The following is a 24023-nucleotide window of genomic DNA, read 5'->3' as shown; positions in this document are numbered from 1 at the left end:
CCTCTGCAACCAAGGAAACCCACACCATGGCTGATCCGACTTCCAGCGTTGTGTCCGGCCTGCTTATTGGCTTGGGCCTGGCGAGCGTCACGCCCGTCATCGACGATGGCGCGCTATTCGGCGCCATCCTCGGTGCCTGGCTGGTTACCAGCACCAAGCGTGACCTCAAGGTCTGGCAGCGGCTGGGCTCACTGTTCCTGTCGGCCGGCGTGGGCTATCTGTTCGCGCCTATGGCCCTGCAGGCAATCCCGTTTATCACCAGCGGTGGCAGCGCCTTTATTTGTGCCCTGGTGGTCATCCCGATCAGCATCAAACTGATGGTTTGGGTGGAAAAGGCGGATATCTGGGACATCTGGCGTCGCATCCGAGGGGGCACCTGACATGCCGAACATCGAACTGGCCGTGCAGTTGATCGCGGCAATCGCCTACTTGCTGAGCGCCCTGCGCCTGGCCTGCTACACCCGAGGCGCGGCGCGGTACCGGCGCAGCATCTCACTGCTGGCGAGCCTGTTTGGCGCCACGTTGTGCATATGCGGACTGGAAATCTTGCTGGACCGTCAACCAACCAGCCTCGGACAGGCCGCATCCATCGTGCTGCTCTGCATCCTTATTTTCCGTTCACGCGGCAACGTCGCCGCCCTGTTGAGGCCCAGCGCATGACCACCACTCTTCGCCATGGCGACCGTTCGCAAGCCGTGCTTATCCTGCAAAAGAACCTCAACAGGCAAGGTGCCAATCTGGTGCCGGACGGCCATTACGGTGATGCCACGGAGGCAGCCGTGCGCGCATACCAGCTGAAGGTTGGTCTGGTGGCCGATGGCGTCGCTGGCACCAAGACCCAAGCAAGCCTCGCTGGTGGCGACTGTGCCCGGTTGCTGCGCAACCATGATCTGGTAAACGCTGCTGAACGTCTCGGCGTCCCGCTGGCAGCTATCTACGCAGTCAACGAAGTGGAATCGAAAGGCAAGGGCTTCCTCGATAACGGCAAGCCAGTGATCTTGTTCGAACGGCACATCATGTACCGCCAACTCGCCAAGGTTCGGCGCGTGGGGGATGACCCGGCAGAGGTCAAACGCCACGCCGATGATCTGGCCGCGGCTAACCCAGCCCTGGTCAACCCGAAGGCAGGTGGCTACATCGGCGGTACCGCCGAACACCAGCGCCTGGCAATGGCACGTCTGATCGATGACACCGCCGCCCTGGAGTCAGCGTCCTGGGGCGCCTTTCAGATCATGGGGTTCCACTGGCAACGCCTCGGCTACGCCAGCGTGCAGGACTTCGTCGCGGCGATGAGTGCCGGCGAATCTCAACAGTTCGACGCCTTCACCCGCTTTATCGAAACCGATCCGGTGCTGCACAAGGCTCTGAAAGCCCGCAAATGGGCCGAGTTCGCCCGGCTTTATAACGGGCCGGATTACTTGCGCAATCTCTACGACACCAAGCTACAGCGCGCCTACGAACGGCACACCAGCTGCGAGTGCGGGCAAGGGGTGGCGGCATGATCGACTTCAAAGCACTGCAAAAATTACGCGTGCAGGACGGTGACCTACTGGTAGTTCCCGAATCGACCGAACAGGACGACATGCAGCTGTTGGCCGAGTCCATCCAGATAATGAACGGCGCCCGTGCCGTGATCGTGCGCGGCCCGATCAAGCAGCTCGACACCGCAGCCATGAACAAGCTCGGCTGGTACCGCGCGTGATTACCCTGCGCCAGACTATGTATGGCACCGCCCTGCTCGGCGCCATGGGTCTGCTGATCTGGATCCAAGAAACACGCATCGACGTCGCTGAGGGCAAAACCGAAAAGGCACAAGATGCAGCGAAGACCGCCCGCGACGACGCCGACCGTAACCTGAAAACTGCCAACACGCTTACAGACATATTGAGACAGGAGCGTGACGCGCAGAGCAACCTGCGGGCCCAACAGGATCAGTTGCGCCTGAGCCTGGCAAAGCGCGAGCGGACAATAGAGGAACTGAAGCTTGAAAATGACGACATTCGAAAATGGGCTGATCAGCTTTTGCCTGACGCTGCTCGGCGGCTGCGCGAGCGCCCCGCCATCACCGGCGCCGCCGCTTATCGTGACTGGCTGTCCGGCCGTGGTGCCGTGCCAACTGCCGGCGACCAGCCCTCGCAGTAATGGCGACCAACTCACCGACCAGGACCGCGTTGAAGCCGCTTGGGCAGACTGCGCCGCACAAGTCGATATGGTTTATCAACATCAGCAGGCTGCTCAATGAACAAGCCCGAAAGCCTGCGCGCTCATCTGCTGGCCACCGTCGCCGAACTCCAGCACAACCCCGACCTCTTGCTGATATTCATCGACAACGGCAAGGTCCGCTGCACCGCTGCGGCAAGCCTGTCCTTTGAATACAGTTACGATCTGCAGATCATCATCACCGCATTTGCGGGCCACCCTGACAGCGTCATGCTGCCCTTGCTCGGATGGATAAGCGTCAATCAGCCTGAACTGTTGGAGAACTACGATAAAGCGCAAAACGGCGTGCAGTTCGAGGCCGACATTCTCGACAAGGACAAAGTAGACCTCGGCCTGACACTGCACCTGACAGAGCGGGTGGTGATAGGCAAGGATGACCAGGGCAATACCACTGTGAGGCATGCCGGCGAGCCGCAGCGTGTGGCGGGTTATCTCGATCCGAACTGGGTGCCAGGTTCCCAAGGCAATGCCGGCGAATGGGTAGTACCAGATGGCCGATAAGCTGGAAGCGCTTGAAACCTGGGCGGCCGGCCTGCTGGAGCAACTCCAGCCCACTGCCCGGAATCAGCTTGCCCGCTCCATCGGCCAGGAATTGCGCCGTAGCCAGCAGAAGCGCGTGCAGACGCAGCAAAACCCGGACGGCAGCAAATTCGCGCCACGTAAAAAGCGGGATTTGCGCGGTAAGCAGGGCCGCATCCAGCGCAAGGTTGAAATGTTCAAAAAACTGCGCACGGCGACCTACATGAAGGCCCGAGGCGACAGCAATGCAGTAACGGTAGGGTTCACCGGACGAATAGCTCGGATCGCAAGGGTTCACCAGTACGGGTTGAAGGATCGAGCGGAGCGTGGCGCGCCCGATGTGCGCTACGAACAACGTGAGGTTTTGGGTTTCACCAAAACTGACCTCAATCTGATTCGAGATAGCTTGCTTACTCATTTAACGACATAGACTCCAGAGCCTGGTCGGTGTAAAAGCTCACCAAAAGCTAAGATCGCTGCTGGGCAAAGCTTAAACCGGACAGAATGGAGTTGTTCAAATGACAGGCGCTATGCATGCACACTGCCCGAGATGTGATGGACAAAGAATTTGCATCATACATGGCACCTTCGATCAGCCATGGAGTGTGGAAGATGGAAGAAACCATATGGAGGGACAGATAGATCACAAACTACTCCAGTGCGCAGGCTGCGAAACAGTTTTTTATCACCAGAGCAGTTGGAACTCTGAAGATTGGGACGGTGATTATCACCCTACTACTGGGGAAAGTATTATCACCCACCCGCGTACAATTGAAACTTACCCAGCCCCAGAGAAAAAAGGCCAAAAGCCTGACTGGGTATGGAGTATTGCCCAAAAAGACCCACAGCTGTTCACAATTCTAAATGAGGTTTATCAAGCCTATGAGGCTAGGTCTTTTATACTGGCGGCAGTTGGTTTAAGAACTGCGTTTGATTTAACGACTACTTATCTAAAAATAGATCCCGGACATACGTTGGAAGACAAAGTCAAAGAGTTACGGGAAAATGGCTTTATTGGAGAAACAGAGGCTATGACTCTCGCGACAGTTGCTGAAGCGGGCAGTGCAGCTGCACACCGTGGATGGGCTCCTGATCAAAAGACATTTCAATTGTTGCTTACGACTCTAGAACAATTCGTATATAGGGTAGTTGTAAGTGGCCAAGAAGCTCTAAGCGTGAACGACAAAATTCCCGCGCGCCAACCAAGGCCAAAAAAGAAGCCTAAGCCCGGTAGTTAAATTGTACATGCCTACCTTACAACCCGCCTAAGCTGCACCGCCACGCGCGTGGCGCCACCATCGGCGCCATGAACGATCTCGCCGCCCTCTCCCGCATGCTCGAAAACCTCATCCGCTTCGGCGTCATCGCCGCCGTGCAGATGGAGCCCCCGCGCGCGCAGGTAATTACCGGAACGCTGACCACCGCCTGGCTTCCCTGGCTAGCGTTGCGTGCTGGGTCTGATCGCGAGTGGGACCCGCCCACCATCGGGGAGCAGGTGATCCTGTTCAGCCCATCCGGCCAGCTCGCCAACGGTATTATTTTGACGGGCGTGTTCAGTGACCATATCCCGGCCAACGGCAACCGCGCCGGCCTCCACCGCCGCACCTACGTGGACGGTACGGTAATCGAGTACGACAGCGTGGCCCACCATCTTAACGCCACGCTGGTCGACGGCGGCACCACCAATCTTATCAGCCGCGGTGGCATCAACCTGGTCGGCAACATCACGCACCAGGGCGACTACACCCAAACCGGCAATCAGAACATCACCGGCCGGGTCGACGTTTCGGATGACGTGGTCGCAGCGGACGTCAGTCTGGTGAATCACCTGACCTCTGGCGTTAAGCAAGGCGGCGATCAGTCTGGGAGGCCTATCCCATCATGAACCGACAAACCGGCGGCGCCATCAGCGAGCGCGACCACATCAGTCAGGCCATCACCGACATTCTCACCACCCGAATCGGCACCCGTGTGATGCGCCGCGAATACGGCAGCCTGTTGCCCGAACTGGTAGACCACCCTTTTAACGACGTCACCCGCCTGCGCGTATACGCGGCCACCGTCATGGCAGTGATGCGTTGGGAAACCCGCATCAGCTTGAGTCGCGTGCAATTTTTCGGAGCGAACATGCAAGGTCAGGCATCGATCGATCTGGAGGGCACAGTGGTGGACACGAATGAACCTTTGAGCCTCAGCGTGCCGTTGCAGCTGGGAGGCAGTGTATGAACAGCTTCGCCGCCATCGACCTTAGCCAACTCCCGCCGCCGCAGATCGTCGAGCAAGTCGACTTCGAAAAGATCTTGGCCGAGCGTAAGGCCTATGCGATCAGCCTGTGGCCGGTCGAAGAACAGGCGGAAATTGCCGCGCGTCTGGAAATGGAATCCGAGCCACTGACCAAGCTGCTGCAAGAGAATGCCTACCGCGAAACCGTATGGCGGCAACGCGTCAACGAAGCATCCCTGGCCAACCTGCTCGCCACGGCGCGAGGGACAGACCTGGAACAGTTGGCCGCAAACTTCAACGTCAAGCGCCTGGTGATCCAGGAGGGCCGAGCCAACGCCATCCCCCCCGTGCCAAAGCTCATGGAAGGAGACGACAGTTTGCGCGAGCGTGCGCAGATGGCCTGGGAAGGTTTGAGCACTGCCGGCCCACGCAACAGCTACATCTTTCACGCCAGGGCGGCGGATGGTCGGGTAGCTGATGCCACAGCCGAAAGCCCCTCACCTGCCGTTGCCGTCGTTACCGTGCAATCACTTCTGGGTGATGGCACGGCTGCGCCTGAACTGCTCGCCGTCGTCAACACCTACCTCAGCGACGAGGACCGTCGGCCGGTGGCCGACCGCTTGATTGTACAGGGCGCACAAATCCTCAATTATCAGGTCAAGGCCAAGCTGTATTTGCTATCGAGCGGGCCGGAGTCGGAACCGATTCTTGCCGCCTCTGAAGCGCGCTTACTGGCTTACGTCAATCAACGCCGTCGACTCGGTATGGAAGTGTCAGAGTCGGCTCTGCACGCTGCCGCGCACGTCGAGGGTGTGCGCAAGGTCGAGCTGGATGGCTGGGTAGATATCGTCGCGACCAAAGCCCAGGCACCCTTCTGCACCAAAGTTACCGTTACCCGTGGTGCTGAATAATGACCGCCCAACAGCTGCTACCGGGGAACTCCACGCCGCTGGAGCGCCAAGCAGCGCAGGCGCTCGCACAGATCCAGCACGTACCGATCCCCCTGCGTCAGCTCTGCAACGCGGACACCTGCCCCGTCGATCTTCTGCCGTACCTGGCCTGGGCCTTTTCGGTCGACCGCTGGGATAGCAAATGGACGGAGGCTGCCAAGCGCGCCGCCATCCGCTCATCCCACTACATCCACTCGCGCAAGGGCACCATCGGCGCACTGCGCCGTGTCGTCGAGCCGCTGGGCTACCTGATTGAGGTGCTGGAGTGGTGGCAGACCACCCCGCTGGGCGTGCCGGGTACTTTCGCCATCAAGGTCGGAGTACTCGACACCGGGATAACCGAAGAGATGTATCAAGAACTCACCTGGCTGATTGATGACGCCAGGCCGGTGACCCGACATCTGACAGGCCTGGCAATCAGCCTCGAAACACAAGGGGTTTTGAACATTTGTGTTGCCTTGTACGAAGGCGACGAAATCGACGTTTACCCACCGGCCATGCGTGATATTGAGGTCACTGGGACCATAAGCATAGTCGGGCGCGAACACTCCATAGACACACTGGACGTTTATTATGATTGATGCGAACTCTCAGTTTTTCGCGATCCTCACCGTCGTGGGGAGAGCCAAGCAGGCGAACGCCGACGCGCTCGGCGTGCCATGGAAACTCACCGAGATGGGCGTGGGTGATGCCAATGGTACGGACCCCATTCCGAACGAACTGCAAACCCGGCTCATCAACGAGTGGCGACGCCGTCCGCTGAATCAGCTGCGAGTCGATCCCGTCAACGCCGCCGTGATTATTGCTGAACAGATCATTCCGGCCGATGAAGGCGGACGCTGGATCCGTGAGATCGGTCTGTACGACGCGGACGGTGACCTGGTGGCCGTGGCGAACTGCGCGCCCAGCTATAAGCCGGCGCTATCGCAAGGGTCAGGGCGTACTCAAGTCGTGCGGATGAATTTCATCGTTGCCAGTACCGGCAACATCACACTCAAGATTGACCCGGCGGTGGTGCTGGCAACTCGCGAGTACGTCGATCTGCGGATCATGGAAGAGCTGTACAAGCTCGACAACAAGCAATCGGTACGTGTGGCTACCACGGCCAACATCGCCCTGGCGGGCCTACAGACCATCGACGGTGTTGTGTTGGTTGCTGGGGATCGCGTGCTGGTAAAAAACCAGACTGTCGCCAAGGACAACGGCCTGTACGTTGCTGCGGCAGCCGTATGGAAGCGTTCGGACGATGCTGACAGCAACGCAGAAGTGACGTCGGCGCTTCTGGTGTCGGTCGAGCAAGGCGCCACATTGGCCGATACGCGCTGGCAGTTGATCACGGATGGTGTGATCGTTCTAGGCACCACGCCATTGACCTTTCAGAACGTGACTCAAGGTTTTGCGCCGATCAATTCTCCCGCGCTCCTGGGGTCTCCGGCCGCACCAACCCCTGCACAGTTTGATATCAGCAAGCGGTTAGCGACTACTGAGTATGTGCAGCGCGCTCTTGGCAGTTATGCAGGGCAAACGAACTACACGGGTGACACAGCTTTAACTGCGGCAGATGTGGGAAGGTTGAGTAACTTCGCACAACTTTCGACGGTTGCGTTACCCCCAGCGTCGAGTGTCGGGGCCGCGTCATTGGTCACTATCGGCAGCTCTTTGTCCGGCGGTGTCTGGGTGGTCGCTGCAACTGGGGACACCCTGACAAATACGATTACTGAGCCAGGGCCATTTTTCATCCCGGTCGGCTCCCTGGGCGTATTCCGCCGACTGTTAGGGGGGAGCGGATGGAGTTTTGATGGTGGGGACGCCTCGCTTAAGTACTCGCCGGGTTTCTCCGCGCGTCTTACGGCGAACGGCTATCAGAAATTGCCTTCCGGTCATATCGAGCAATGGGGCATCGTCCCCCCGATCCCAGCTGGCGGTTCGGTTCTGATCAATTACCCGATCAAATTCCCCAATGGCCCCTTGGCGATTGTGGCCGGGGCGGGAGCTTCGCAGGCGGGTAGTCCTGGGATTAACTCATATAACGAATCCGCGGGTCAGGTCAGATTCTGGAATTCATCACTCACTGTCGCCACGCAAGCAAGCACCTATTTTGCGAAAGGCATTTAGATCTCTTTAGGAGATGGATTTATGTTCGCATCCAAAAAAACTGGTTACTTTTACGATCCAGCAATTAACGAATTGATGCCGTCGGATGCTGTGGAAATTGACGCTGAAATACATGCCGCTCTATTGAAGGGGCAAGGTGAAGGCAAGGTAATTACTTGGGCTGAGGATGGTTATCCATTCCTGTCGGATCCCACACCGCCCTCCCAAGAAGAACTCGCAGCGGTTGAACGGGCATGGCGTGACTTGCAGCTCGCCGCAACGGATAGCGTCGTAACGCGGCACCGCGACGAACTCGAGGACGGTTCGCCAACTTCCCTTACGCCCGACCAGTACGCTGAGCTGCAAGCCTATCGCCGACAGTTACGTGATTGGCCGAAAGCAGGCGAATTCCCTTTGAACGAGCATCGGCCAACGGCGCCTGGGTGGCTGGCCATCACTGAGCGATGATTCGATATTGTGATCACTCGCCACTTGATCCTGTAGCCGCACCTCTTACAAACCCCGCCGCTCGCCCAATCGGCGCGCGCGCGGCAGCCTGTGCACTGTCATTCCATCACAGCGCAGGCATAACCCATGGCCGATTATCTCCACGGCGTGCGGGTCATCGAACTCAACGACGGCACCCGCCCCATTCGCACTATTCCCACCGCAGTTATCGGCATGGTTTGCACGGCTGAAGATGCGGACCCACTGGTTTTCCCTCTGGACACGCCCGTCCTGCTCACCAACGTGCAAACTGCCGTCGGCAAAGCCGGCGTCAAGGGCACCCTGGCCGCGAGCCTGCAAGGCATCGCCGACCAGACCAAGCCCTACGTCATCGTGGTGCGGGTCAAGGAAGGCGCCGACGAAGCGGCTACCACCAGCGCCCTGATCGGCGGCACCACCCCGACCGGCCAATACACCGGCATGAAAGCCCTGCTCGCCGCCAAGTCACGCGTGGGCATGACGCCTCGCATTCTCGGCGTGCCAGGTCTGGACAGTTTGCCGGTGGCCACCGCCCTCGGCGCCATCGCCAAAGACCTTCGCGCCTTTGCTTACGTCAGCGCCTGGGGCTGCAAAACCAAGGAAGAGGTGGTCGCTTACCGCGAGAACTTCGGCGCCCGCGAAATGATGGTGATCTGGCCGGACTTCCAGAACTGGGACAGCGTCGCCAACAAGACCGCCACCGCCTCGGCAGTGGCCCGTGCGCTGGGCCTGCGCGCCAAGATCGATCAGGAGACAGGTTGGCACAAGACCCTGTCCAACGTAGCCGTAAGCGGCGTCACAGGTATCAGCGCCGATGTGTTCTGGGATCTGCAAAACCCGGCTACCGACGCCAACTACCTGAACAGTAACGACGTCACCACGTTGATCAATGCCAACGGCTTCCGCTTCTGGGGTAGCCGTACTTGCAGCGACGATCCGCAGTTCGCTTTCGAAAACTACACGCGCACTGCGCAGATCCTCGCGGACACCATGGCCGAAGCGCATATGTGGGCCATCGACCGCCCTATGCACGCCTCGCTGGTACGGGACCTGGTCGAAGGCGTGAACGCCAAGATGCGCGAGCTGAAATCCCAGGGTTACTTGATCGGGGGCAACTGCTGGTATCCGGACGACATCAACACCAAGGACACCCTCAAGGCCGGCAAGCTCTGGGTGGATTATGACTACACCCCAGTGCCGCCGCTTGAAGACCTCACCTTCCGCCAGCGAATCACCGACCGTTACCTGATCGACTTCGCCAAAGGCATCAATAGCTAAACCGGGCCTCCCCGAAAGGGGAGTTCACCCTCAACACGTCTCCCGGAGAACACCGCCATGGCAATGCCTCGCAAGCTCAAAAACCTCAACCTGTTCAATGACGGCAACAGCTACCTCGGCGTGGCGAAGTCCGTCACCCTGCCCGCCCTCGGCCGCAAGATGGAAGCCTATCGCGGCGGCGGGATGAATGGCCCGGTCAAATCTGACCTGGGCTTTTCTGATGACGGCATCCAGTTCGAATGGAAGACCGGTGGCCTCGATCTGATCTCTCTGCGCCAGTTCGGCGCCGTCAACGCCTCCAGCGTGGCCCTGCGATTCTCTGGCCCATACCAACAGGACGACACGGGCGAAACGAGCAACGTGGAAGTGGTCGTGCGAGGTCGTCACGAGACCATCGAGATGGGCGAAGCCAAGGCCGGCGAAGACACCGAACACTCCATGAAAACCACCTGCAGCTACTACAAGCTGACCGTGGATGGCGAAGAAATCATCGAAATCGACCTGCTCAACTTCGTCGAGAAAGTCAACGGCGTGGACATGCTGGAGAAGCACCGCACCGCCATGGGCATCTGACCCGCCCGCTCGATCAAGCCTCACCCTTTAATCACCAGGAGCAAATCCAATGAAAGACGAAACCATCGAACAGCCCGACGTGCAGCAGCTGGCCGACGACAACACCGTCACCCTCGACACTCCAATTCGTCGAGGCACTACCACTATCGACACCATCACCCTGCGCAAGCCGAACTCCGGCGAATTGCGCGGCGTGAGCCTGGTAGAGCTGCTGCAGATGGACGTCGGCAGTTTGATCAAGGTTCTGCCACGCATCAGCGCACCGAGCCTCACCGCTGTAGAAGTTGCAGGCATGGACCCGGCCGACCTTCTGGCCTTGAGTAGCAAAATCTCTGGTTTTTTGTTGCAGAAGTCGGCGAAGACGGATGCATCCCTCGTCGCGTAGAAGACGCCATGGCCGATCTGGCCGTGGTTTTTCACTGGGCACCGGCTGATATGGATCAGTTGGGCCTGCAAGACCTGATGGACTGGCGCGAGCGCGCTAGGGTGCGGAGTTCCACTGATGGCGAATGATCTGAGGCTACAGGTGCTGCTCAGCGCCATCGACCAAGCCACGGGACCACTGAAGAAAATCACGGGCGGCAGCCAGGAAACCGCCCGAGCGCTCAAGGCTGCACGTGACCGCCTGAAGGAACTCAACACCCAGCAGCGCGACGTCATCGCCTGGCGCGAGCTACAAGCCGCTACCAAAGCCACCTCCGAGGCACTGGCTGCGAACAACTCGAAGGTAGGCGAACTCGCCCGCACCACTGCCAAAGTCCGGCAACAGCTCGCACCGACTCAAGCACTTTTCGAACAGTCCCGGCAGAAGGTTGACGCTCTCAAAACCAGTCAATCCGACCTCAAGCGCGAACTCACGGGAACGCGTAACGCTTTGGGTTTGCTTGGCGACGAACACCGTCAATCAGGCAGCCAGATCGCCGCCCTGAATGCTGTGATGCAAAAGGGCAATGCCCTCACCCGCGAGCAGCAAGCTGAGTACACCCGACTGACGGCTGCTCAGCGCGAGCGTAAAACTCAGCTGGATCAGCTTGCAGCCAAGGAAAAGACCTTGGCAGACCGCTACACGCTTAGCACCGCGCAGCTGCGCACCAGTCGCGCCGGCCATTCCAGTCTGCGTGACGAAATTCTCCGGTTGGAAACTCCGTTCAAAGCCCAGCTCACTCTGCTCAAGCAACACACCGCCGAGTCGAAACGTTTGGGCGAGCAGTACGGCCAGCAGCAAGTAAAACTCGGCAACCTCGGCGTGCAGCTCAAAAACGCCGGCATCAGCACCAATGCCCTGGGCGCACATGAGTTGAAGCTCAAGCGCGATATCGACACCGCCACCCAGGCCATGAAATTGCAGATGGACCACCTGGATGCGTTGAAGCGCAAGCAGGACAGCCTGGCTAAGGCCCGAGCCACCTACGATAAAACTCAGAGTTTAGCCGGCAGTGTTGCTGTTTCTGGTGCCGCCGGGCTTGGCGTGGGGTACGCCGCCAGCCGGCCCGTGGTGTCGGCAATCAAAGCCTTTGCCCCGAATGAGGACTCTGCCACGCAGCTCAAGGTGTCGATGATGGACGACACCGGCAAGGTTTCCGCCGACTTCCAGAAGATCACGGACCTGGCCACCAAGCTTGGCGACCGGCTGCCAGGCACCACGGCCGACTTCCAGAACATGATGACGATGCTTCGACGGCAGGGCATCAGTGCCCAAAGCATCCTGGGCGGCACCGGGGAGGCAGCAGCATATCTCGGCGTGCAAATGAAGATGGAAGCCACTCAGGCGGCTGAGTTTGCAGCCAAAATGCAGGACGCCACGCGGACCACTGAAAAAGACATGATGGGGCTCATGGACACCATCCAGCGCGGCTTCTATGCAGGTATGGATCCAAGCAACATGATTCAGGGCTTCAGCAAAATCTCACCTGTCATGGATGTCATCAAGAAGTCGGGCATTGATGCAGCTAAAGAACTCGCACCACTGCTCATCATGATGGACCAGGCCAGCATGGACGGCAGCTCAGCGGGTAACGCTTTTCGTAAAATTTTCCAGGCAGGTTTGAATCAAGACAAAGTCGATAAAGCCAACAGCATCGCAGCAGGCGCGAACAAGGGCGTCTCTCTCAAATTCACGGATGACAAAGGCAACTTTGCTGGCCTGGAGAACCTGTACGCGCAAGTCGAAAAGCTGAAGGTTCTGAACGATACCGACCGTACAGCCGTCATCAGTAAGCTCTTTGGCGACGACGCTGAAACAATGACCACCTTGAACACCATGATGAACAAGGGGCTGGCCGGCTATCAGGAAATTCAAGAAAAGCTGAGAGTCCAGGCGGATCTGCGCACCCGCGTTAACGAACAGCTCGGCACCCTCACCAACGTCATGGAAGCCGCTGAGGGTAGCTTCACCAACGCCATGGCTGAATTCGGTGCAGCAGTTGCCCCCGACTTGAAAGACCTGATCAATACAGCCGGTGAAATCGCAAACAGGGTAGGCACCTGGGCACGGGAAAATCCGAAGCTGGCCGCGGGCTTGGTCAAAGTTGTCGCCGCCGTAGCAGCGGCGGCTCTGGTGTTCGGTACTTTGGCGTTGACCATGGCAAGCATGCTCGGCCCCTTCGCAGTACTGCGGTATGGCATGGCGCTGTTTGGCATTCGCTTGGGCAGCATCAAAGCTCAGTTGATCGGCACCCGTATTGCTGCCGCCGGCGCCGGTACCGAGGTCGGCCGAATGGGCCGAATCTGGAAGACGGTCACAGCCAGTCATGCCGCTGGCGGCATGATGAGCGTTATCCCTACGCTAGTCAGCTCTGCACGGATTGCTGCGGTCAGCGTATTGCCAATGCTCGGCGGCGCAATTAGCGCGGTAGGCGCAGCCATACTTGCTACACCGGTCGGATGGCTGATCGCCGCTGTCACTGGCCTGGTCGCCATTGCAGCGCTGATTTACAAATACTGGAAGCCGATTAAAGGATTCTTCCTCGGCTTCTGGCAGGGACTCACTGAAGCCCTGCAGCCGGTCCTTGCCGGGTTTGGTAAGTTCGGCGGGCTGCTGATCAGCCTGGCGAAAGCCGCCTACTCCATCCCGATTATCGGTTTCGCGTTGCGCCTGCTTGGCAGCATTGTCCGCCCGTTGTTCAGCATGATCTCCTCCGGGATCAGTGGAGTGATCGGTTGGTTCACTGACCTGCTGAAACCGGTCGAAGACGTCGGCGGTGCAGCACAGTCGATGGGCCAGCGATTTGGCGCGGCCATCGGCAACATGCTCATGACCCTGATGCAGAGTATCGGCTCTATCGTAACCGGCGCAGTCAACGTGTGGAACACCATCAAAGCCAGCTTTGACCAGGGCCTCGCCGGCATCCTGCAATTGATCACCAACTTTAGTCCGCTTGGCTTGTTCTACCAGGCGTTCGCCGGGGTGATGAATTACTTCGGCGTAGAGCTGCCGGGGAAATTCGCCGAGTTCGGCGGCATGATAGTCAACGGTCTGGTCAATGGCCTGACCGCAGGGCTCGGCGCTGTGAAGGGCGCTATCAGCTCAATCGCTGACTCCAGCATCGGTTGGTTCAAGGAAAAGCTAGGCATCCACAGCCCGTCCCGCGTGTTCGCGGAACTGGGCGGCTTCACCATGGAAGGGCTGACAAAAGGCCTGGAGGGTGGACAGAAAGGGCCTCTCAACGCCTTGTCGAGCATGAGCAAACAACTGACCGCCGCCGGCACTCTGGCGCTAAGCGCAACAGTCATGCCGGCGTTGGCTGTCGATGATCGCCCACCGATCAGCAGCGCGGGCACATCGACGGTTTACGACAGTCACGACACCTACCAAATCACTATCGCTGCTGCGCCTGGCATGGACATGCAAGCCATGGAGAAAAGCCTGCGCGCCATGCTCAACAAGATTGAAAACGAGAAACGCGCCCGTCAGCGCAGCAAGTTATCGGACCGGGATTAATCACCATGATGCTCAGCCTCGGCATGTTCGTGTTCAGCCTATCGACCCTCGCTTACCAGGAGCTGCAGCGCCAAACCAATTGGCGCCATGCCAGCAACAGTCGCGTCGGTGCACCACCCGCGCTGCAATTTGTCGGCCGTGGCGACGACACCGTTACCCTCCCCGGCATCATCCTCCCGGAACTGGCGGGCAGCGTGCTCAGCCTGGACGCTTTGCGGTTGATGGCGAACACCGGCAAGGCCTGGCCGATGGTCGAGGGCACCGGCCGGATTTACGGGTTGTGGGTGATCGAGAGCCTGAGCGAGACAAAAAATGTGTTCTTCAGAGACGGCACGCCACGGCGCATTGAGTTCACGCTTACGCTCAAGCGTACCGATGACGACCGCATCGACCTGCTCGGCGCGGCTACAAGCACCGGGCTCAATATTCTGCGGGGGCTGCTGTGATAGAGGCCGCGCTGTCCAAAGTCACCGGTTACCTCGTGGATACGGCGGAACGCTTCGTCCGGGATGCCGCCTGTCCTGTTCCGGCCTTCCGTCTCACGGTGGACGGCAACGATATCGCCATGAAGGTCAGTCCGCGGCTGATGAACTTGGATCTAACCGACAACCGTGGCGTCGAGGCCGACCAACTCACGATCACATTGAGCGACCATGACGGCCTGCTGTCGATACCGCCAAAGGGCGCAGTACTTCGCTTGTGGTTGGGCTGGAGCGACACCGGCCTGGTGGACAAGGGCACCTACACCGTCGACGAGACAGAGCACAGCGGCGCGCCAGATGTACTCAGCATCCGCGCTCGATCAGCAGACCTGCGCAAAGGGCTGAAGACCAAGCGCGAGCGCAGCTGGAGCAACACCACGCTGGGCAAAGTCATCGGCGATATCGCCATGGGAAACAACCTCACCTCGACCGTGGCTGGGGCACTCGGTGCGTTGCCGATCCTGCAGTTAGACCAGGCCAACGAATCGGACGCCAACCTGATCACGCGCCTGGGCGAAGAATTCGACGCGGTGGCCAGCGTCAAGGCTGGGTGTTTGCTGTGCATCCCTGCAGGCGGCGGCAAGACCGCCAGTGGGCTTCCCCTGCCCCACATTACCCTCACACGCGCCGACGGCGATCAGCACCGTTACCTGCAGGCGGATCGCGACAGCTACGACGGTGTGCGCGCCTATTTCTACGATGTGCACAGCGCCAAAAAACAGGAAGCGATTGCCGGCGGTGGCGAGAACCTCAAAGACCTTCGCCATACCTACAGCGACCAACAGTCAGCGCTGAGGGCTGCAAGGGCCGAGTTTCGACGCCTGCAACGCGGCAGTGCCACGCTCAGCTACACGCTCGCGATGGGCCGGCCGGATCTGATCCCAGAACTGACCTACACGCTCCAGGGCGTTAAAGCGGAAATCGACGAGATCATCTGGTACGGCGGCAACGTGCAGCACAACCTGAGCCCGGATGGTGGCTATACCGTCAGCCTGGAGCTGGAGAGCAAATTGCCGGAGGACAACGTTGAAGATCTGGCGGAGGAGAACCAGGGCGATTACACGGGGATAATCGCTTACTACCGCGATCAGAGAAACGGGAAGGAAAAGTCGGTTACAGCGGGGGATCAAACAAAGCCGAAACGCTTGCGGTGGTTATATGCAAGTGAGCGATCAGCTAGACGCGCCGTACAAAGAGAATGGAACAAATCGAAAACTTGATATTTACGACAGTCAAATGACAACCTTCATCTAAAACAAAATACCGTATATCGGTCGAGTGTGAACCACGTAATAGACGGCGGAACCGCAGAACATCAATACATCCAGAACCCCCACCGCATAAACTGCTGCGTACTGCCAGCTCAAGCGTTTCGTTATCGCAGCAAACTCTTCTAGATATGCCACTTGCTTTGTTTCAAATCTTTTTTCAAAAATCTTTTTCTGCCGCAAAACCTCTTGCTTAATCGTATCTAATGTAGCGTGCTGGTTTACTAAAAACCCTATCAACAACAAACAAAAAACCAAAACACCGAAAAATATAACCGTATTAGCAGCAAATTGAGCATTTAGAGCAGTAGTCTTTTTAAGTTGACTAAGAGCAATAAACGTAGCGATCGGAATGCCTAAAACCTGAGCCTGTATATCGGTAATAGCTTTATGAATTTTAGTTATTACATCAACCTTAAACGCATGTACCTCAGTGACAGCTTTTTCATAGGTATAATCTGAGGCAAAAAGATTATAACCTGCCTGTAGTCGACTATACAAATCACTGAGCTGAGAAATCAAATGAGAAAATCTTTGACTCACTGGAACCATAGAAAGCATTTCAATCAAATTTTCACCGAGCATTTTTACTTTTTGCTCTTTGTGATACGGATCGAGCACGAACCGTTCCAACAATTCAAAAACAGGAAAGTCCAACGCGTTGACTTCTTGTACTCCATACACAAGAGGCACAACAAACCGACCGTCTTTATAGAAGACCAGTTCTTCCTTTGCGGAATCTAAGTAATGAGCCGCCTCATTAATCAACCCTATCAACCTTAAAACCCTACGGTATCTATTTACAATAGTAATTACCGGTTGATCAGAGGATGAGAACGCCTCATCAATCAAAAAATAATTATCTCTCTCTTTGACTCTAGCACCCGTCGTCGATGTAATATATTTGGAAAAATTTTCAGCAAGAATACCTAAACCTAACCTTGGCTGAGCAACAGCCAGGATAAATACATCACCAAGATTAATATTTTCGTAGTCACCTTGACGCACAGCAATACCTGACTCATCGATATTCGAGTCATCAATTGCAAGCGCCAAGGCACTCTTCAAAACATCATTTGTGATTACAAGCTTATAAAGAGAGCCAGGAGCTTTCTCCATGGCTCTGTATATAGGCAGCAAATCTACAAATTTAATCCTCTTCGCCATCTTGACTAACTTCCACTCTAAGACGAGCAAGCAATTCTTCTGGCAACTTTTTAATTACCAAAGTTTCAGTCTCAATATTAAACTCTATCTCATCATTACTCAAGGCTGCTCGATCAAACATTATTCGCCAGTTCTTAGTCGCTCCGCTGAATTTCACGAGGCTACGAAGAGAGCGTTTATCGGGTATAAAACCATCAGAAATATCTAGACCCGATGCTTCAAAGGAGTCGCTAAGCTCCTGAGGAGCTTCGGGCCAAAGCTCGTTTGCAAAAGCTTCTAACTCAAAAGGGGTATCCTTGTCTGCATAACGCTTACAAACTGTGTAAGCATTTTGCAAGAACTCTTCTCGTGACTCTTCGTCCATTTCTTTCGAAAGAGCAAATGATTCAAGGGCGGTACTGAGCTTTTGCGTTTCCAACACAGCTGCAACGGAGTTATTACAACCGAGAAACAACTTAAAAAACTCGGACACTTTATCCTGACCGCGCCCCTTGATAAAACTCAGATACTTATCACCACCATCAGCCCAAGTTGTTAGATTAACTCGACCTGCCAGGCGGAACCCCTTAATATCAAGATGCAGCGCATCTACAACCTCTTTAGATTTATTTAAAGCTGCACCCAGCTCATCATTGAGGATAGCCACGATAAGGTAGTGCGATTGATCTGCCGCTCTTTTGAAATGTGCGAAGAAGACGTGCCCGCCAGTCGAAGCTGTGCCTTGAGCTGACATCTTAAGATTTTCAGTCATCTGCAAAGTGGTAGCTACGAAGTCACTATCGCCTACCGTGTAATAGGCTTCCAGAAATTTGGAGACAGGATAATTATCTACATCATCCTCAAATCGACCATGCGACTTCCCTGTTTTTGCTGCATATATCTTAGCCAACTGGTCTATCAGGCGCTGAATAGTTTCACCAACCTCCAAAACCTCCTTTCGCCCATCAATTACGAACCCACCATCTACTTTATTAAGACTATGAACAATAACATTCATTATCTCGTTTTCTAATTTAACATCTGCCGCCGCAACGGCCTTATCACGTCCATCTCCCATACCCTAGCCCTCTAAAACACTTATAAAATATTTATTATATTTTCTTATCACCGTATAACCCTAGCTTCACTTCTGACCACTATATTCACGGCATATTTTAGAACGCAGACCTGCCGTCAAGCAGACGCATGTATAAAGCCTTTGTAATATTGGTAAGTAAATCGAAGGGAGAACCCGTAAAGGCAAATGTATAATCCATGACCCACGTCCCTGTATTCGTTGTAAGCGGCGCCAATTACCGCCCTCACAAACTCGATTATTCAGCCTCGACAAGCGGACCATCGGCGTTCCTGCCTGACTGATCCGTTCTTAATGGGTACAGATTATGCTGGCCGTTTGGTATCGGCAAGGGCTTCAGTCAAATCCTTGAGGCGCTGCTCGACATCCATTAAGCGTTTCTTTTCCTCAGCAGCGCTCTGTATCTCCCGCTTACCTGCCTCTCCAAGCGAGCGGAACAGCTCAAGGATGGCCTCCTCCTGCTGATTAACGGTCCGCGCATCCGATGATTCGGCCGAAACACCCAGACACATAGAGCCTTCGCCTGTCAGCAACCAATCCAGGCTTATACCCAAATGAGTGCGAATGGCAGCCATGGCCTTCGCGTTAGGCTCCCGCTCACCCAGAAGGTAGTTTTGGAGCGTCCTGTATGGGATCCCCACTACCTCTGAGGCCTCCTTAATAGACATGCCTCTGTCGTCGATAACGCTGCGCAGGCGAGTGGCTATACTCATTTTTTCATGAATTCCAATTGACGCACCCGTTTTGGTGCGTATACTGCGAACAAACAGGTACATCTTAACCAACTAGGAACACTCGAACCATGAGCCAAGCCATGGAAAAACGCCAGATCCAAGCACGACTGATCGAGCGTGGCAGTAACTTCCGTCAGTTCGCCCTAAGCCATGGCTATGAGGTGCGCACAGTGACGCAAGTGGTTCAGCGTTGGGCGGGAAACAACAAGCTGCCCCGTGGCAGATTGACGTTCCAAATCCTACGAGACCTGTCTCGGATGATCGGCAAAGAAATATTGCCGGGAATCCTCGCGGAAAGCGCCGAGCAAAACTCAGCACCGGCTGTATGAAACGACTGTAGGGGCGATGACTCCAGGGAGAAACCAGAAGATGAAACGCCCAGTTCTAGCGACCAAGCGCCAGGTAATGAGCGCAGTGATCAACGACTACGAAGGTGGCCGTGAATGCGCTGCAGCCCGCCTTGGATACGAACTCAAGAAGTTCGATAACCACATCTACGAAAACGCCGGCAGTCGGCCCCTTAGCGATGAACAGATCCATCTGTTAGAGCAGGACATGGGCACCACCTACCTGCCGGAATACATCGCAGCGATGTACGGCGGCATGTTCGTACCCCTCGCCAAGCCTGAAACACTGGACAACGTGGACCTCTACAACCGTTCAGTGCGTGCTGCAGCCAAGCGCGGTGTGGTCGACCAGATCATTGCAAAGGCACTGGACGACGGCGTCATCGAGCGGGACGAAGCTGAGGCAATTTTGCGCGCTCACAGCCATTACATGGCGGCTCGTCACTCCGAAGTCCTGGCAACGATTCTGCTGCACAGTCGGGGGCCAAAGCATTGAGCACCTACAAGCTGGTCTGTCCCTGCTGCGGCAGCTCGATGCGCATTCGTACCTCCGAGGGGCAGACGCCTTGCTTCCGCTCAATGTATTCGGAATGCACCAACCTGCTGTGCGGCGCCACGTTTTCCGGCTCTTTGGTTTGGGAATACCAGCTGAGCCCATCAGGCATCGAGCGCCCCCTTACAGTTCTGCCCATGGCGCCCACCAAAGTGCGCCTCCTTGCTCGACAGAACCTCACGGCAAAGACCGATCAACCCGATTTGCTGGATCAACTGGAAATGGAGGCCGCACCTGTATGAACACCATCCCCCTGACTACCAACCCCGCCAGTGACTACCGTGCCGCGATGCAACAAGCGGCCGTAGCCTATCTGTACCGCCACCGTTGCGAGCATCTTGCCGGCGACAGCCAGCTTTTAGAGAACTGCACACGGTACTTGACCCAGTCGCTTGAGGTGCCCACGCACCTGGTGCAACGCATTGCTGAACTGGCGGTGGCCGAGTTCGAAAGCATGACCTGCAAGCGTGTGGCCTGGTTGGGTATCCATCCCACCAGCGGCCCTTTCCGCCCGGTGATCTTGCTGCTCGACAACTGCACCCAACAGCGACATCCCGTTTCAGCACGCTTGCTCCCCACACGCCTGCTGCTGACTCGCAACCTCCCGCACTAATCCGAAACCCTCCCTGTTAGATGCCCGCACCGCGTGGGTAGGGGAAATTTGCAACTTACTGGTGGCCGAAATGAGCAAAATCACCATAAAACTGGAGCTGGACGAACAACAGGCGCAGCACTACCTGTTGTGGTTGACCAGTCAGTACGAAGTCACCATGGCTGATATTTGGTACTCCGACCGCTACCGGAATGTGCCAAGTGGTCAGCGGGCGCCGAAGGTGCTTGAGGACTTGCCCTACCTGGCAGGTATCTGCAAGACGCGCAGCGAGCTGAAAAAGCAGCTCGTCGTCACGGTCGCGGAGCATGTGCAGTGATTCGCAAGCCCATGGAAGACAAGATCCGCGCTGATGTCCTTCAGCGCCTGGAATCTGATTACGGCCTTCAGCACATGAAAGGCACGCATTACATGCGTAAGGGCACCTGCCCGCAGTGCAATCAGAAACGTTTGTTTTCGCGCCACGATGAACCCTGGTTCATCCGCTGTGGCCGCGAGAAAAATTGCCGGTACATGGCTCCCACCAAAGAGCTTTACCCGGACCTGTTCGACGATTGGAGCAAGCGTGCACCGGCCACCCGAGACGAGCCTGCCGCCAGCGCAAAGGCCTACCTGACATTTGCCCGAGGTTTCCGCGTTGAGCTGATAGAGGGCTGGTACACCCAGGAAAGCTACTTTGATCGCGACCTGAATATTGGCTCTGCCACCGTGCGCTTCCCTCTGGAACACGGCGGGTACTGGGAGCGCTTGATTGACCAACCGTCACGGTTCGGTAAGAAGAAGGCCCGCTTTCAACCCCTCAAGAGCTACAGGGGACACTGGTGGTGCCCGCCGTGCGTGGATCTGCTGGAAGTAAATGAGCTGTGGATCGTTGAAGGCATCTTCGACGCCATAGCGCTCATTCAAAACGGTATCTCTGCGGTTGCGGCGCTGTCCTCAAACGCCTTTCCAGAGGAATCGCTCAAGGCCCTGATCACCGCTCGCGGCGGTAAAACCCCGAAGCTGGTTTGGGCTCTGGATAACGAGCCAGGCGCTCACAAGTACACCCGTATGTGGGTCAACCGTGCCCGCGAACTCGGTTTTACCTGCGAGGCTGCTCAGCTGTCACAGCCTGACGCCCGCAAGGTTGATTGGAACGATCTGCATCAACGCTGGGCGTTTATCGACGACGAAAAAGCCCGCGCTGATCGCATCGAAAGTGACTTGAAAGAAGCCCGCCACCAGGGCGCCCTGCTGATCGCAGAAAGTGCCAGCGACAAGGCATTGCTCATGTACCAGTGGCGCGAACGGGAGGAATTCCACTTCTGTTTCGACTCCCGCCTGTACTGGTGGAAGTTGGACCTGGCGAAATACAACAACGCCAAGCAGGCCCTCGAAAAGAGCGATGGCCACGAAGCCCAAACACTCAATGAAAAGCAGCTGCGGGAGAAGGCACTGAACGTCGCCGGCTGCGTCGTCGAGATCGCCAACTGCTACCCCAAAGCCCTCTATTTCCAGCGCAACGAGATTACCGACGAGTCCTGGTACTTCTTCCGCGTCGACTTCCCGCACGACGGCGGCTCAGTGAAAAACACCTTCACGGGCGGACAGGTCGCCGCTGCGAGCGAATTCAAAAAAAGACTTCTCGGCATGGGTGCCGGAGCCGTGTTCACCGGCAGTGGACAGCAATTGGACAAACTCATGAAAGACCAGCTTTTCGGCATCAAGACGGTTCAGACCATCGACTACGTGGGCTACAGCAAGGAATACCACTGCTACGTGTTCAACGACGTCGCCATCCGTGAAGGCCAGGTGATCCACATCAACGAGGAAGAGTTTTTTGAGATGGGCAAGTTGAAACTCAAGACTCTGCAAAAGGGTGTGAAGATCGATCTTGAAAAGGATGGCAAAAAGTACGATGACCAGTGGCTAGGTCTTCTGTGGCAGTGCTTTGGTGCCCAGGGCATCGTGGCGTTGACCTTCTGGTTTGGCTCGCTGTTCGCCGAGCAGATCCGCGGCAGGTACCAGTCGTTTCCTTTCCTTGAGGCCACTGGCGAGGCCGGCGCCGGAAAGACCACGCTGCTCACGCTGCTGTGGAAACTCGCTGGCCGCGGCGGATACGAAGGGTTTGACCCGTCCAAATCCACCAAGGCCGGCCGCAGCCGCTTGATGGGCCAGGTCTCCGGCATGCCCATCGTGCTACTGGAATCAGACCGTAGCGGCGACGACAAGGCCCACGCCAAAACCTTCGAATGGGACGAACTCAAGGATTACTACGGCGGCGGCACCCTGGCGACGAAGGGCGTTAAAACCGCCGGTAACGAAACCTACGAACCGCCGTTTCGCGGCACCATCGCCATCAGCCAGAACGCTCCTGTTGTGGCTTCAGAGGCGATCATGACTCGGATCGTCAAACTGCACTTTGTGCGACCCAACGTCACTGCTCAAAGCCGTGCGGCGGCAGATCGGCTCAATGCATTGGAAGGTTCGACGCTCAGCAACTTTGTGTTGCAGGCCGTGCGCAAAGAACTGGAGGTCATGGAGCTGTTCAGCCGGCGGATAACTGGCTACGAGGCGAAGTTACGCAACCTGCACTCCCACTGCTTTGCATGCGATACCCCATTTAAAGACGAGCACAGCGAATGTTGCCATTGCGGCAACAAACTGCGCGGCTACATCCGTGTGGAGCGGATCAACAAGAACCACGCCCAATTGCTCACCCTGCTGGACTGCCTGTGCATGGTGGTGCCGCTCACGGACGCACACGTCGAGCATACCCGCTCGCAGATCATCCGCATGGCAATCGAACGCCAAGCCTCGATCAGCTCCGACCATCCGGTGGTGGCTGAATTCTGGGAAGTTTACGAATACCTGGAAGGCCTCGACGCCGATGGCCCGGTGGTCAACCACAGTAAGAAAGACCATGTCATCGCCATCAACCTCAACGACTTCGTGAAATGCGCTGCAGAAAACCGGCAAAAAATCGCCGACGTCAGCGAGCTGCGCGAGCGCTTGAAAGACTCCCGCTCGCGGAAGCTGCTTGACGTCAACAAGGCGACCGACAGCGCTGTACGGGCTCACCAGGCCAGTAAAACCAACGCGGTAATAACCAAGCAACCCATCGTCAAGTGCTGGCACTTCCAGGCCTGACACATCAACAGCTTTACCCGTCAGGCGCTGCAACGTCTGCCACGACCCAAAGGAGAAGCACCATGCACGTACAAGTCATCACCGGCGACGCCCAACAGGGCGAGACCAACCGCCTTCGGCACCTGAAGGAGCTGAAGGCATGGTTTAACGAGTCGGGGAAAATTGTTCACGCCGAAGCCTACGACCCGGCCGGCCTGGTCGCGATCCTTGAGGTCCGCGCGGTCAGCGACAAAGAAATCGTGGTGCTTGAGTGCAGCCGGGAACAGATCCAGGCAGTCCTGGAATGGCAGTCGGCAACCGATGAAGTTGTCGAGTTTGAAAACCTGCTGCTGCACCTGGTGCGGAAGCAAAACCCAACCGGCGAAAGCCAGTAAG

Annotated in this window: 31 protein-coding genes and 1 pseudogene; 29 read left to right on the top strand and 3 right to left on the bottom strand. The window is 56.8% G+C overall.

What is annotated here, in order from left to right; genetic code table 11:
• The first annotated feature begins 26 nt into the window (after positions 1 to 26).
• The 22 genes and pseudogenes from ATI14_RS15275 to ATI14_RS15175 all read left to right on the top strand — a co-directional run bounded on the left by ATI14_RS15275 (position 27) and on the right by ATI14_RS15175 (position 15985).
• Positions 27 to 380, top strand: coding sequence for a putative holin (locus tag ATI14_RS15275; RefSeq protein ID WP_064451435.1), 354 nt, complete (start codon positions 27 to 29; stop codon positions 378 to 380).
• Between the two features lies 1 nt (position 381).
• Positions 382 to 660 carry a phage holin family protein gene (locus tag ATI14_RS15270; protein ID WP_100831497.1) on the top strand — a complete coding sequence of 93 codons (279 nt, stop codon included), beginning with the start codon at positions 382 to 384 and terminating at the stop codon, positions 658 to 660.
• Entirely contained in the window at positions 657 to 1502 is an 846-nt protein-coding gene (locus ATI14_RS15265) for an N-acetylmuramidase domain-containing protein (protein WP_100831496.1), read from the top strand. Before ATI14_RS15270 ends, ATI14_RS15265 begins: the two co-directional genes overlap by 4 nt.
• On the top strand, positions 1499 to 1702 hold the full coding sequence (locus ATI14_RS15260) for a hypothetical protein (protein WP_100831495.1): 204 nt from the start codon (positions 1499 to 1501) through the stop codon (positions 1700 to 1702). The genes ATI14_RS15265 and ATI14_RS15260 overlap by 4 nt, the downstream gene beginning before the upstream one ends.
• Positions 1699 to 2142 carry an Rz-like lysis system protein LysB gene (gene lysB, locus ATI14_RS15255; protein WP_100831494.1) on the top strand — a complete coding sequence of 148 codons (444 nt, stop codon included), beginning with the start codon at positions 1699 to 1701 and terminating at the stop codon, positions 2140 to 2142. Before ATI14_RS15260 ends, lysB begins: the two co-directional genes overlap by 4 nt.
• A pseudogene (gene lysC / locus ATI14_RS31665) lies at positions 2060 to 2242 on the top strand (Rz1-like lysis system protein LysC); the annotation flags it as partial. The gene lysB and the pseudogene lysC, both read left to right, overlap by 83 nt.
• Positions 2239 to 2721: a phage tail protein gene (locus ATI14_RS15250; protein ID WP_100831493.1), complete on the top strand. Its 483-nt coding sequence runs from the start codon at positions 2239 to 2241 to the stop codon at positions 2719 to 2721. The pseudogene lysC and the gene ATI14_RS15250, both read left to right, overlap by 4 nt.
• On the top strand, positions 2711 to 3169 hold the full coding sequence (locus ATI14_RS15245) for a phage virion morphogenesis protein (protein ID WP_080520432.1): 459 nt from the start codon (positions 2711 to 2713) through the stop codon (positions 3167 to 3169). The genes ATI14_RS15250 and ATI14_RS15245 overlap by 11 nt, the downstream gene beginning before the upstream one ends.
• Positions 3170 to 3257: 88 nt before the next feature.
• A complete protein-coding gene (locus ATI14_RS15240; RefSeq protein WP_080520433.1) occupies positions 3258 to 3977 on the top strand; it encodes a DUF4145 domain-containing protein in 720 nt (239 codons plus the stop codon).
• A gap of 68 nt (positions 3978 to 4045) precedes the next feature.
• The gene (locus tag ATI14_RS15235) at positions 4046 to 4624 is read left to right on the top strand and encodes a phage baseplate assembly protein V (protein ID WP_100831492.1); all 579 of its coding nucleotides are present in this window, start codon (positions 4046 to 4048) and stop codon (positions 4622 to 4624) included.
• Positions 4621 to 4965 carry a GPW/gp25 family protein gene (locus tag ATI14_RS15230; RefSeq protein ID WP_100831491.1) on the top strand — a complete coding sequence of 115 codons (345 nt, stop codon included), beginning with the start codon at positions 4621 to 4623 and terminating at the stop codon, positions 4963 to 4965. The genes ATI14_RS15235 and ATI14_RS15230 overlap by 4 nt, the downstream gene beginning before the upstream one ends.
• Positions 4962 to 5873: a baseplate assembly protein gene (locus ATI14_RS15225; RefSeq protein ID WP_080520584.1), complete on the top strand. Its 912-nt coding sequence runs from the start codon at positions 4962 to 4964 to the stop codon at positions 5871 to 5873. The genes ATI14_RS15230 and ATI14_RS15225 overlap by 4 nt, the downstream gene beginning before the upstream one ends.
• Positions 5873 to 6493: a phage tail protein I gene (locus tag ATI14_RS15220; RefSeq protein WP_080520583.1), complete on the top strand. Its 621-nt coding sequence runs from the start codon at positions 5873 to 5875 to the stop codon at positions 6491 to 6493. The genes ATI14_RS15225 and ATI14_RS15220 overlap by 1 nt, the downstream gene beginning before the upstream one ends.
• Positions 6486 to 8027 carry a phage tail protein gene (locus ATI14_RS15215; RefSeq protein WP_100831490.1) on the top strand — a complete coding sequence of 514 codons (1542 nt, stop codon included), beginning with the start codon at positions 6486 to 6488 and terminating at the stop codon, positions 8025 to 8027. The genes ATI14_RS15220 and ATI14_RS15215 overlap by 8 nt, the downstream gene beginning before the upstream one ends.
• Before the next feature lie 21 nt (positions 8028 to 8048).
• Positions 8049 to 8474 (top strand): tail fiber assembly protein, encoded by a 426-nt coding sequence (locus tag ATI14_RS15210; protein ID WP_080520582.1) that lies wholly within the window; start codon positions 8049 to 8051, stop codon positions 8472 to 8474.
• A gap of 126 nt (positions 8475 to 8600) precedes the next feature.
• Entirely contained in the window at positions 8601 to 9770 is a 1170-nt protein-coding gene (locus ATI14_RS15205) for a phage tail sheath protein (protein ID WP_080520581.1), read from the top strand.
• A gap of 57 nt (positions 9771 to 9827) precedes the next feature.
• A complete protein-coding gene (locus ATI14_RS15200) occupies positions 9828 to 10343 on the top strand; it encodes a phage major tail tube protein (RefSeq protein WP_080520580.1) in 516 nt (171 codons plus the stop codon).
• A gap of 49 nt (positions 10344 to 10392) precedes the next feature.
• On the top strand, positions 10393 to 10728 hold the full coding sequence (locus ATI14_RS15195) for a phage tail assembly protein (RefSeq protein ID WP_064451420.1): 336 nt from the start codon (positions 10393 to 10395) through the stop codon (positions 10726 to 10728).
• Between the two features lie 8 nt (positions 10729 to 10736).
• Positions 10737 to 10856 carry a GpE family phage tail protein gene (locus tag ATI14_RS15190; protein ID WP_080520579.1) on the top strand — a complete coding sequence of 40 codons (120 nt, stop codon included), beginning with the start codon at positions 10737 to 10739 and terminating at the stop codon, positions 10854 to 10856.
• The gene (locus ATI14_RS15185; protein WP_100831489.1) at positions 10846 to 14283 is read left to right on the top strand and encodes a phage tail tape measure protein; all 3438 of its coding nucleotides are present in this window, start codon (positions 10846 to 10848) and stop codon (positions 14281 to 14283) included. The genes ATI14_RS15190 and ATI14_RS15185 overlap by 11 nt, the downstream gene beginning before the upstream one ends.
• A 5-nt stretch (positions 14284 to 14288) precedes the next feature.
• Positions 14289 to 14729: a phage tail protein gene (locus ATI14_RS15180; protein WP_080520008.1), complete on the top strand. Its 441-nt coding sequence runs from the start codon at positions 14289 to 14291 to the stop codon at positions 14727 to 14729.
• On the top strand, positions 14726 to 15985 hold the full coding sequence (locus ATI14_RS15175; RefSeq protein ID WP_080520007.1) for a phage late control D family protein: 1260 nt from the start codon (positions 14726 to 14728) through the stop codon (positions 15983 to 15985). The genes ATI14_RS15180 and ATI14_RS15175 overlap by 4 nt, the downstream gene beginning before the upstream one ends.
• Positions 15986 to 16015: 30 nt before the next feature.
• Here ATI14_RS15175 and ATI14_RS15170 read toward each other — a convergent pair whose 3' ends face one another.
• The 3 genes from ATI14_RS15170 to ATI14_RS15160 form a co-directional block, all read right to left on the bottom strand.
• The gene (locus tag ATI14_RS15170; protein ID WP_080520006.1) at positions 16016 to 17200 is read right to left on the bottom strand and encodes a hypothetical protein; all 1185 of its coding nucleotides are present in this window, start codon (positions 17198 to 17200) and stop codon (positions 16016 to 16018) included.
• Complete coding sequence (locus ATI14_RS15165; protein ID WP_080520005.1) at positions 17184 to 18257, bottom strand: nucleoid-associated protein; 1074 nt, start codon at positions 18255 to 18257, stop codon at positions 17184 to 17186. The genes ATI14_RS15170 and ATI14_RS15165 overlap by 17 nt, the downstream gene beginning before the upstream one ends.
• A gap of 323 nt (positions 18258 to 18580) precedes the next feature.
• Positions 18581 to 18988, bottom strand: coding sequence for a helix-turn-helix domain-containing protein (locus ATI14_RS15160; RefSeq protein ID WP_080520004.1), 408 nt, complete (start codon positions 18986 to 18988; stop codon positions 18581 to 18583).
• A 101-nt stretch (positions 18989 to 19089) separates the two neighbouring features.
• Here ATI14_RS15160 and ATI14_RS15155 point away from each other — a divergent pair, with 101 nt between their 5' ends.
• From ATI14_RS15155 to ATI14_RS15125, 7 genes are all read left to right on the top strand, one after another.
• Positions 19090 to 19338: a helix-turn-helix domain-containing protein gene (locus ATI14_RS15155; protein WP_044483570.1), complete on the top strand. Its 249-nt coding sequence runs from the start codon at positions 19090 to 19092 to the stop codon at positions 19336 to 19338.
• Positions 19339 to 19378: 40 nt separating this feature from the next.
• Positions 19379 to 19852: a YmfL family putative regulatory protein gene (locus ATI14_RS15150; protein WP_014717543.1), complete on the top strand. Its 474-nt coding sequence runs from the start codon at positions 19379 to 19381 to the stop codon at positions 19850 to 19852.
• Positions 19849 to 20151 carry an ogr/Delta-like zinc finger family protein gene (locus ATI14_RS15145; protein ID WP_054919910.1) on the top strand — a complete coding sequence of 101 codons (303 nt, stop codon included), beginning with the start codon at positions 19849 to 19851 and terminating at the stop codon, positions 20149 to 20151. The genes ATI14_RS15150 and ATI14_RS15145 overlap by 4 nt, the downstream gene beginning before the upstream one ends.
• Positions 20148 to 20522 carry a hypothetical protein gene (locus ATI14_RS15140; RefSeq protein ID WP_080520003.1) on the top strand — a complete coding sequence of 125 codons (375 nt, stop codon included), beginning with the start codon at positions 20148 to 20150 and terminating at the stop codon, positions 20520 to 20522. The genes ATI14_RS15145 and ATI14_RS15140 overlap by 4 nt, the downstream gene beginning before the upstream one ends.
• A gap of 70 nt (positions 20523 to 20592) precedes the next feature.
• A complete protein-coding gene (locus ATI14_RS15135) occupies positions 20593 to 20838 on the top strand; it encodes a hypothetical protein (protein WP_014717540.1) in 246 nt (81 codons plus the stop codon).
• 11 nt (positions 20839 to 20849) lie between these two features.
• Entirely contained in the window at positions 20850 to 23648 is a 2799-nt protein-coding gene (locus ATI14_RS15130; protein ID WP_177030869.1) for a toprim domain-containing protein, read from the top strand.
• A 62-nt stretch (positions 23649 to 23710) separates the two neighbouring features.
• Positions 23711 to 24022: a hypothetical protein gene (locus ATI14_RS15125; RefSeq protein ID WP_080520001.1), complete on the top strand. Its 312-nt coding sequence runs from the start codon at positions 23711 to 23713 to the stop codon at positions 24020 to 24022.
• Position 24023: the final 1 nt, after the last annotated feature.

Source organism: Pseudomonas tolaasii NCPPB 2192 (genome assembly GCF_002813445.1).
Taxonomy (GTDB): domain Bacteria; phylum Pseudomonadota; class Gammaproteobacteria; order Pseudomonadales; family Pseudomonadaceae; genus Aquipseudomonas; species Aquipseudomonas tolaasii.
Note: the sequence above shows the minus strand (reverse complement) of the source record. Positions and strands in the feature narration are given on the sequence as shown.

Excerpts from the sequence above, each read along its gene's own strand:
- ATI14_RS15275 (WP_064451435.1), top strand. The coding sequence starts at position 27 with ATGGCTGATCCGACTTCCAGCGTTGTGTCCGGCCTGCTTATTGGCTTG.
- ATI14_RS15270 (WP_100831497.1), top strand. The coding sequence starts at position 382 with ATGCCGAACATCGAACTGGCCGTGCAGTTGATCGCGGCAATCGCCTAC.
- ATI14_RS15265 (WP_100831496.1), top strand. The coding sequence starts at position 657 with ATGACCACCACTCTTCGCCATGGCGACCGTTCGCAAGCCGTGCTTATC.
- ATI14_RS15260 (WP_100831495.1), top strand. The coding sequence starts at position 1,499 with ATGATCGACTTCAAAGCACTGCAAAAATTACGCGTGCAGGACGGTGAC.
- ATI14_RS15250 (WP_100831493.1), top strand. The coding sequence starts at position 2,239 with ATGAACAAGCCCGAAAGCCTGCGCGCTCATCTGCTGGCCACCGTCGCC.
- ATI14_RS15245 (WP_080520432.1), top strand. The coding sequence starts at position 2,711 with ATGGCCGATAAGCTGGAAGCGCTTGAAACCTGGGCGGCCGGCCTGCTG.
- ATI14_RS15240 (WP_080520433.1), top strand. The coding sequence starts at position 3,258 with ATGACAGGCGCTATGCATGCACACTGCCCGAGATGTGATGGACAAAGA.
- ATI14_RS15235 (WP_100831492.1), top strand. The coding sequence starts at position 4,046 with ATGAACGATCTCGCCGCCCTCTCCCGCATGCTCGAAAACCTCATCCGC.
- ATI14_RS15230 (WP_100831491.1), top strand. The coding sequence starts at position 4,621 with ATGAACCGACAAACCGGCGGCGCCATCAGCGAGCGCGACCACATCAGT.
- ATI14_RS15225 (WP_080520584.1), top strand. The coding sequence starts at position 4,962 with ATGAACAGCTTCGCCGCCATCGACCTTAGCCAACTCCCGCCGCCGCAG.
- ATI14_RS15220 (WP_080520583.1), top strand. The coding sequence starts at position 5,873 with ATGACCGCCCAACAGCTGCTACCGGGGAACTCCACGCCGCTGGAGCGC.
- ATI14_RS15215 (WP_100831490.1), top strand. The coding sequence starts at position 6,486 with ATGATTGATGCGAACTCTCAGTTTTTCGCGATCCTCACCGTCGTGGGG.
- ATI14_RS15210 (WP_080520582.1), top strand. The coding sequence starts at position 8,049 with ATGTTCGCATCCAAAAAAACTGGTTACTTTTACGATCCAGCAATTAAC.
- ATI14_RS15205 (WP_080520581.1), top strand. The coding sequence starts at position 8,601 with ATGGCCGATTATCTCCACGGCGTGCGGGTCATCGAACTCAACGACGGC.
- ATI14_RS15200 (WP_080520580.1), top strand. The coding sequence starts at position 9,828 with ATGGCAATGCCTCGCAAGCTCAAAAACCTCAACCTGTTCAATGACGGC.
- ATI14_RS15195 (WP_064451420.1), top strand. The coding sequence starts at position 10,393 with ATGAAAGACGAAACCATCGAACAGCCCGACGTGCAGCAGCTGGCCGAC.
- ATI14_RS15190 (WP_080520579.1), top strand. The coding sequence starts at position 10,737 with ATGGCCGATCTGGCCGTGGTTTTTCACTGGGCACCGGCTGATATGGAT.
- ATI14_RS15185 (WP_100831489.1), top strand. The coding sequence starts at position 10,846 with ATGGCGAATGATCTGAGGCTACAGGTGCTGCTCAGCGCCATCGACCAA.
- ATI14_RS15180 (WP_080520008.1), top strand. The coding sequence starts at position 14,289 with ATGATGCTCAGCCTCGGCATGTTCGTGTTCAGCCTATCGACCCTCGCT.
- ATI14_RS15170 (WP_080520006.1), bottom strand. The coding sequence starts at position 17,200 with ATGGCGAAGAGGATTAAATTTGTAGATTTGCTGCCTATATACAGAGCC.
- ATI14_RS15165 (WP_080520005.1), bottom strand. The coding sequence starts at position 18,257 with ATGGGAGATGGACGTGATAAGGCCGTTGCGGCGGCAGATGTTAAATTA.
- ATI14_RS15160 (WP_080520004.1), bottom strand. The coding sequence starts at position 18,988 with ATGAGTATAGCCACTCGCCTGCGCAGCGTTATCGACGACAGAGGCATG.
- ATI14_RS15155 (WP_044483570.1), top strand. The coding sequence starts at position 19,090 with ATGGAAAAACGCCAGATCCAAGCACGACTGATCGAGCGTGGCAGTAAC.
- ATI14_RS15150 (WP_014717543.1), top strand. The coding sequence starts at position 19,379 with ATGAAACGCCCAGTTCTAGCGACCAAGCGCCAGGTAATGAGCGCAGTG.
- ATI14_RS15140 (WP_080520003.1), top strand. The coding sequence starts at position 20,148 with ATGAACACCATCCCCCTGACTACCAACCCCGCCAGTGACTACCGTGCC.
- ATI14_RS15135 (WP_014717540.1), top strand. The coding sequence starts at position 20,593 with ATGAGCAAAATCACCATAAAACTGGAGCTGGACGAACAACAGGCGCAG.
- ATI14_RS15130 (WP_177030869.1), top strand. The coding sequence starts at position 20,850 with ATGGAAGACAAGATCCGCGCTGATGTCCTTCAGCGCCTGGAATCTGAT.
- ATI14_RS15125 (WP_080520001.1), top strand. The coding sequence starts at position 23,711 with ATGCACGTACAAGTCATCACCGGCGACGCCCAACAGGGCGAGACCAAC.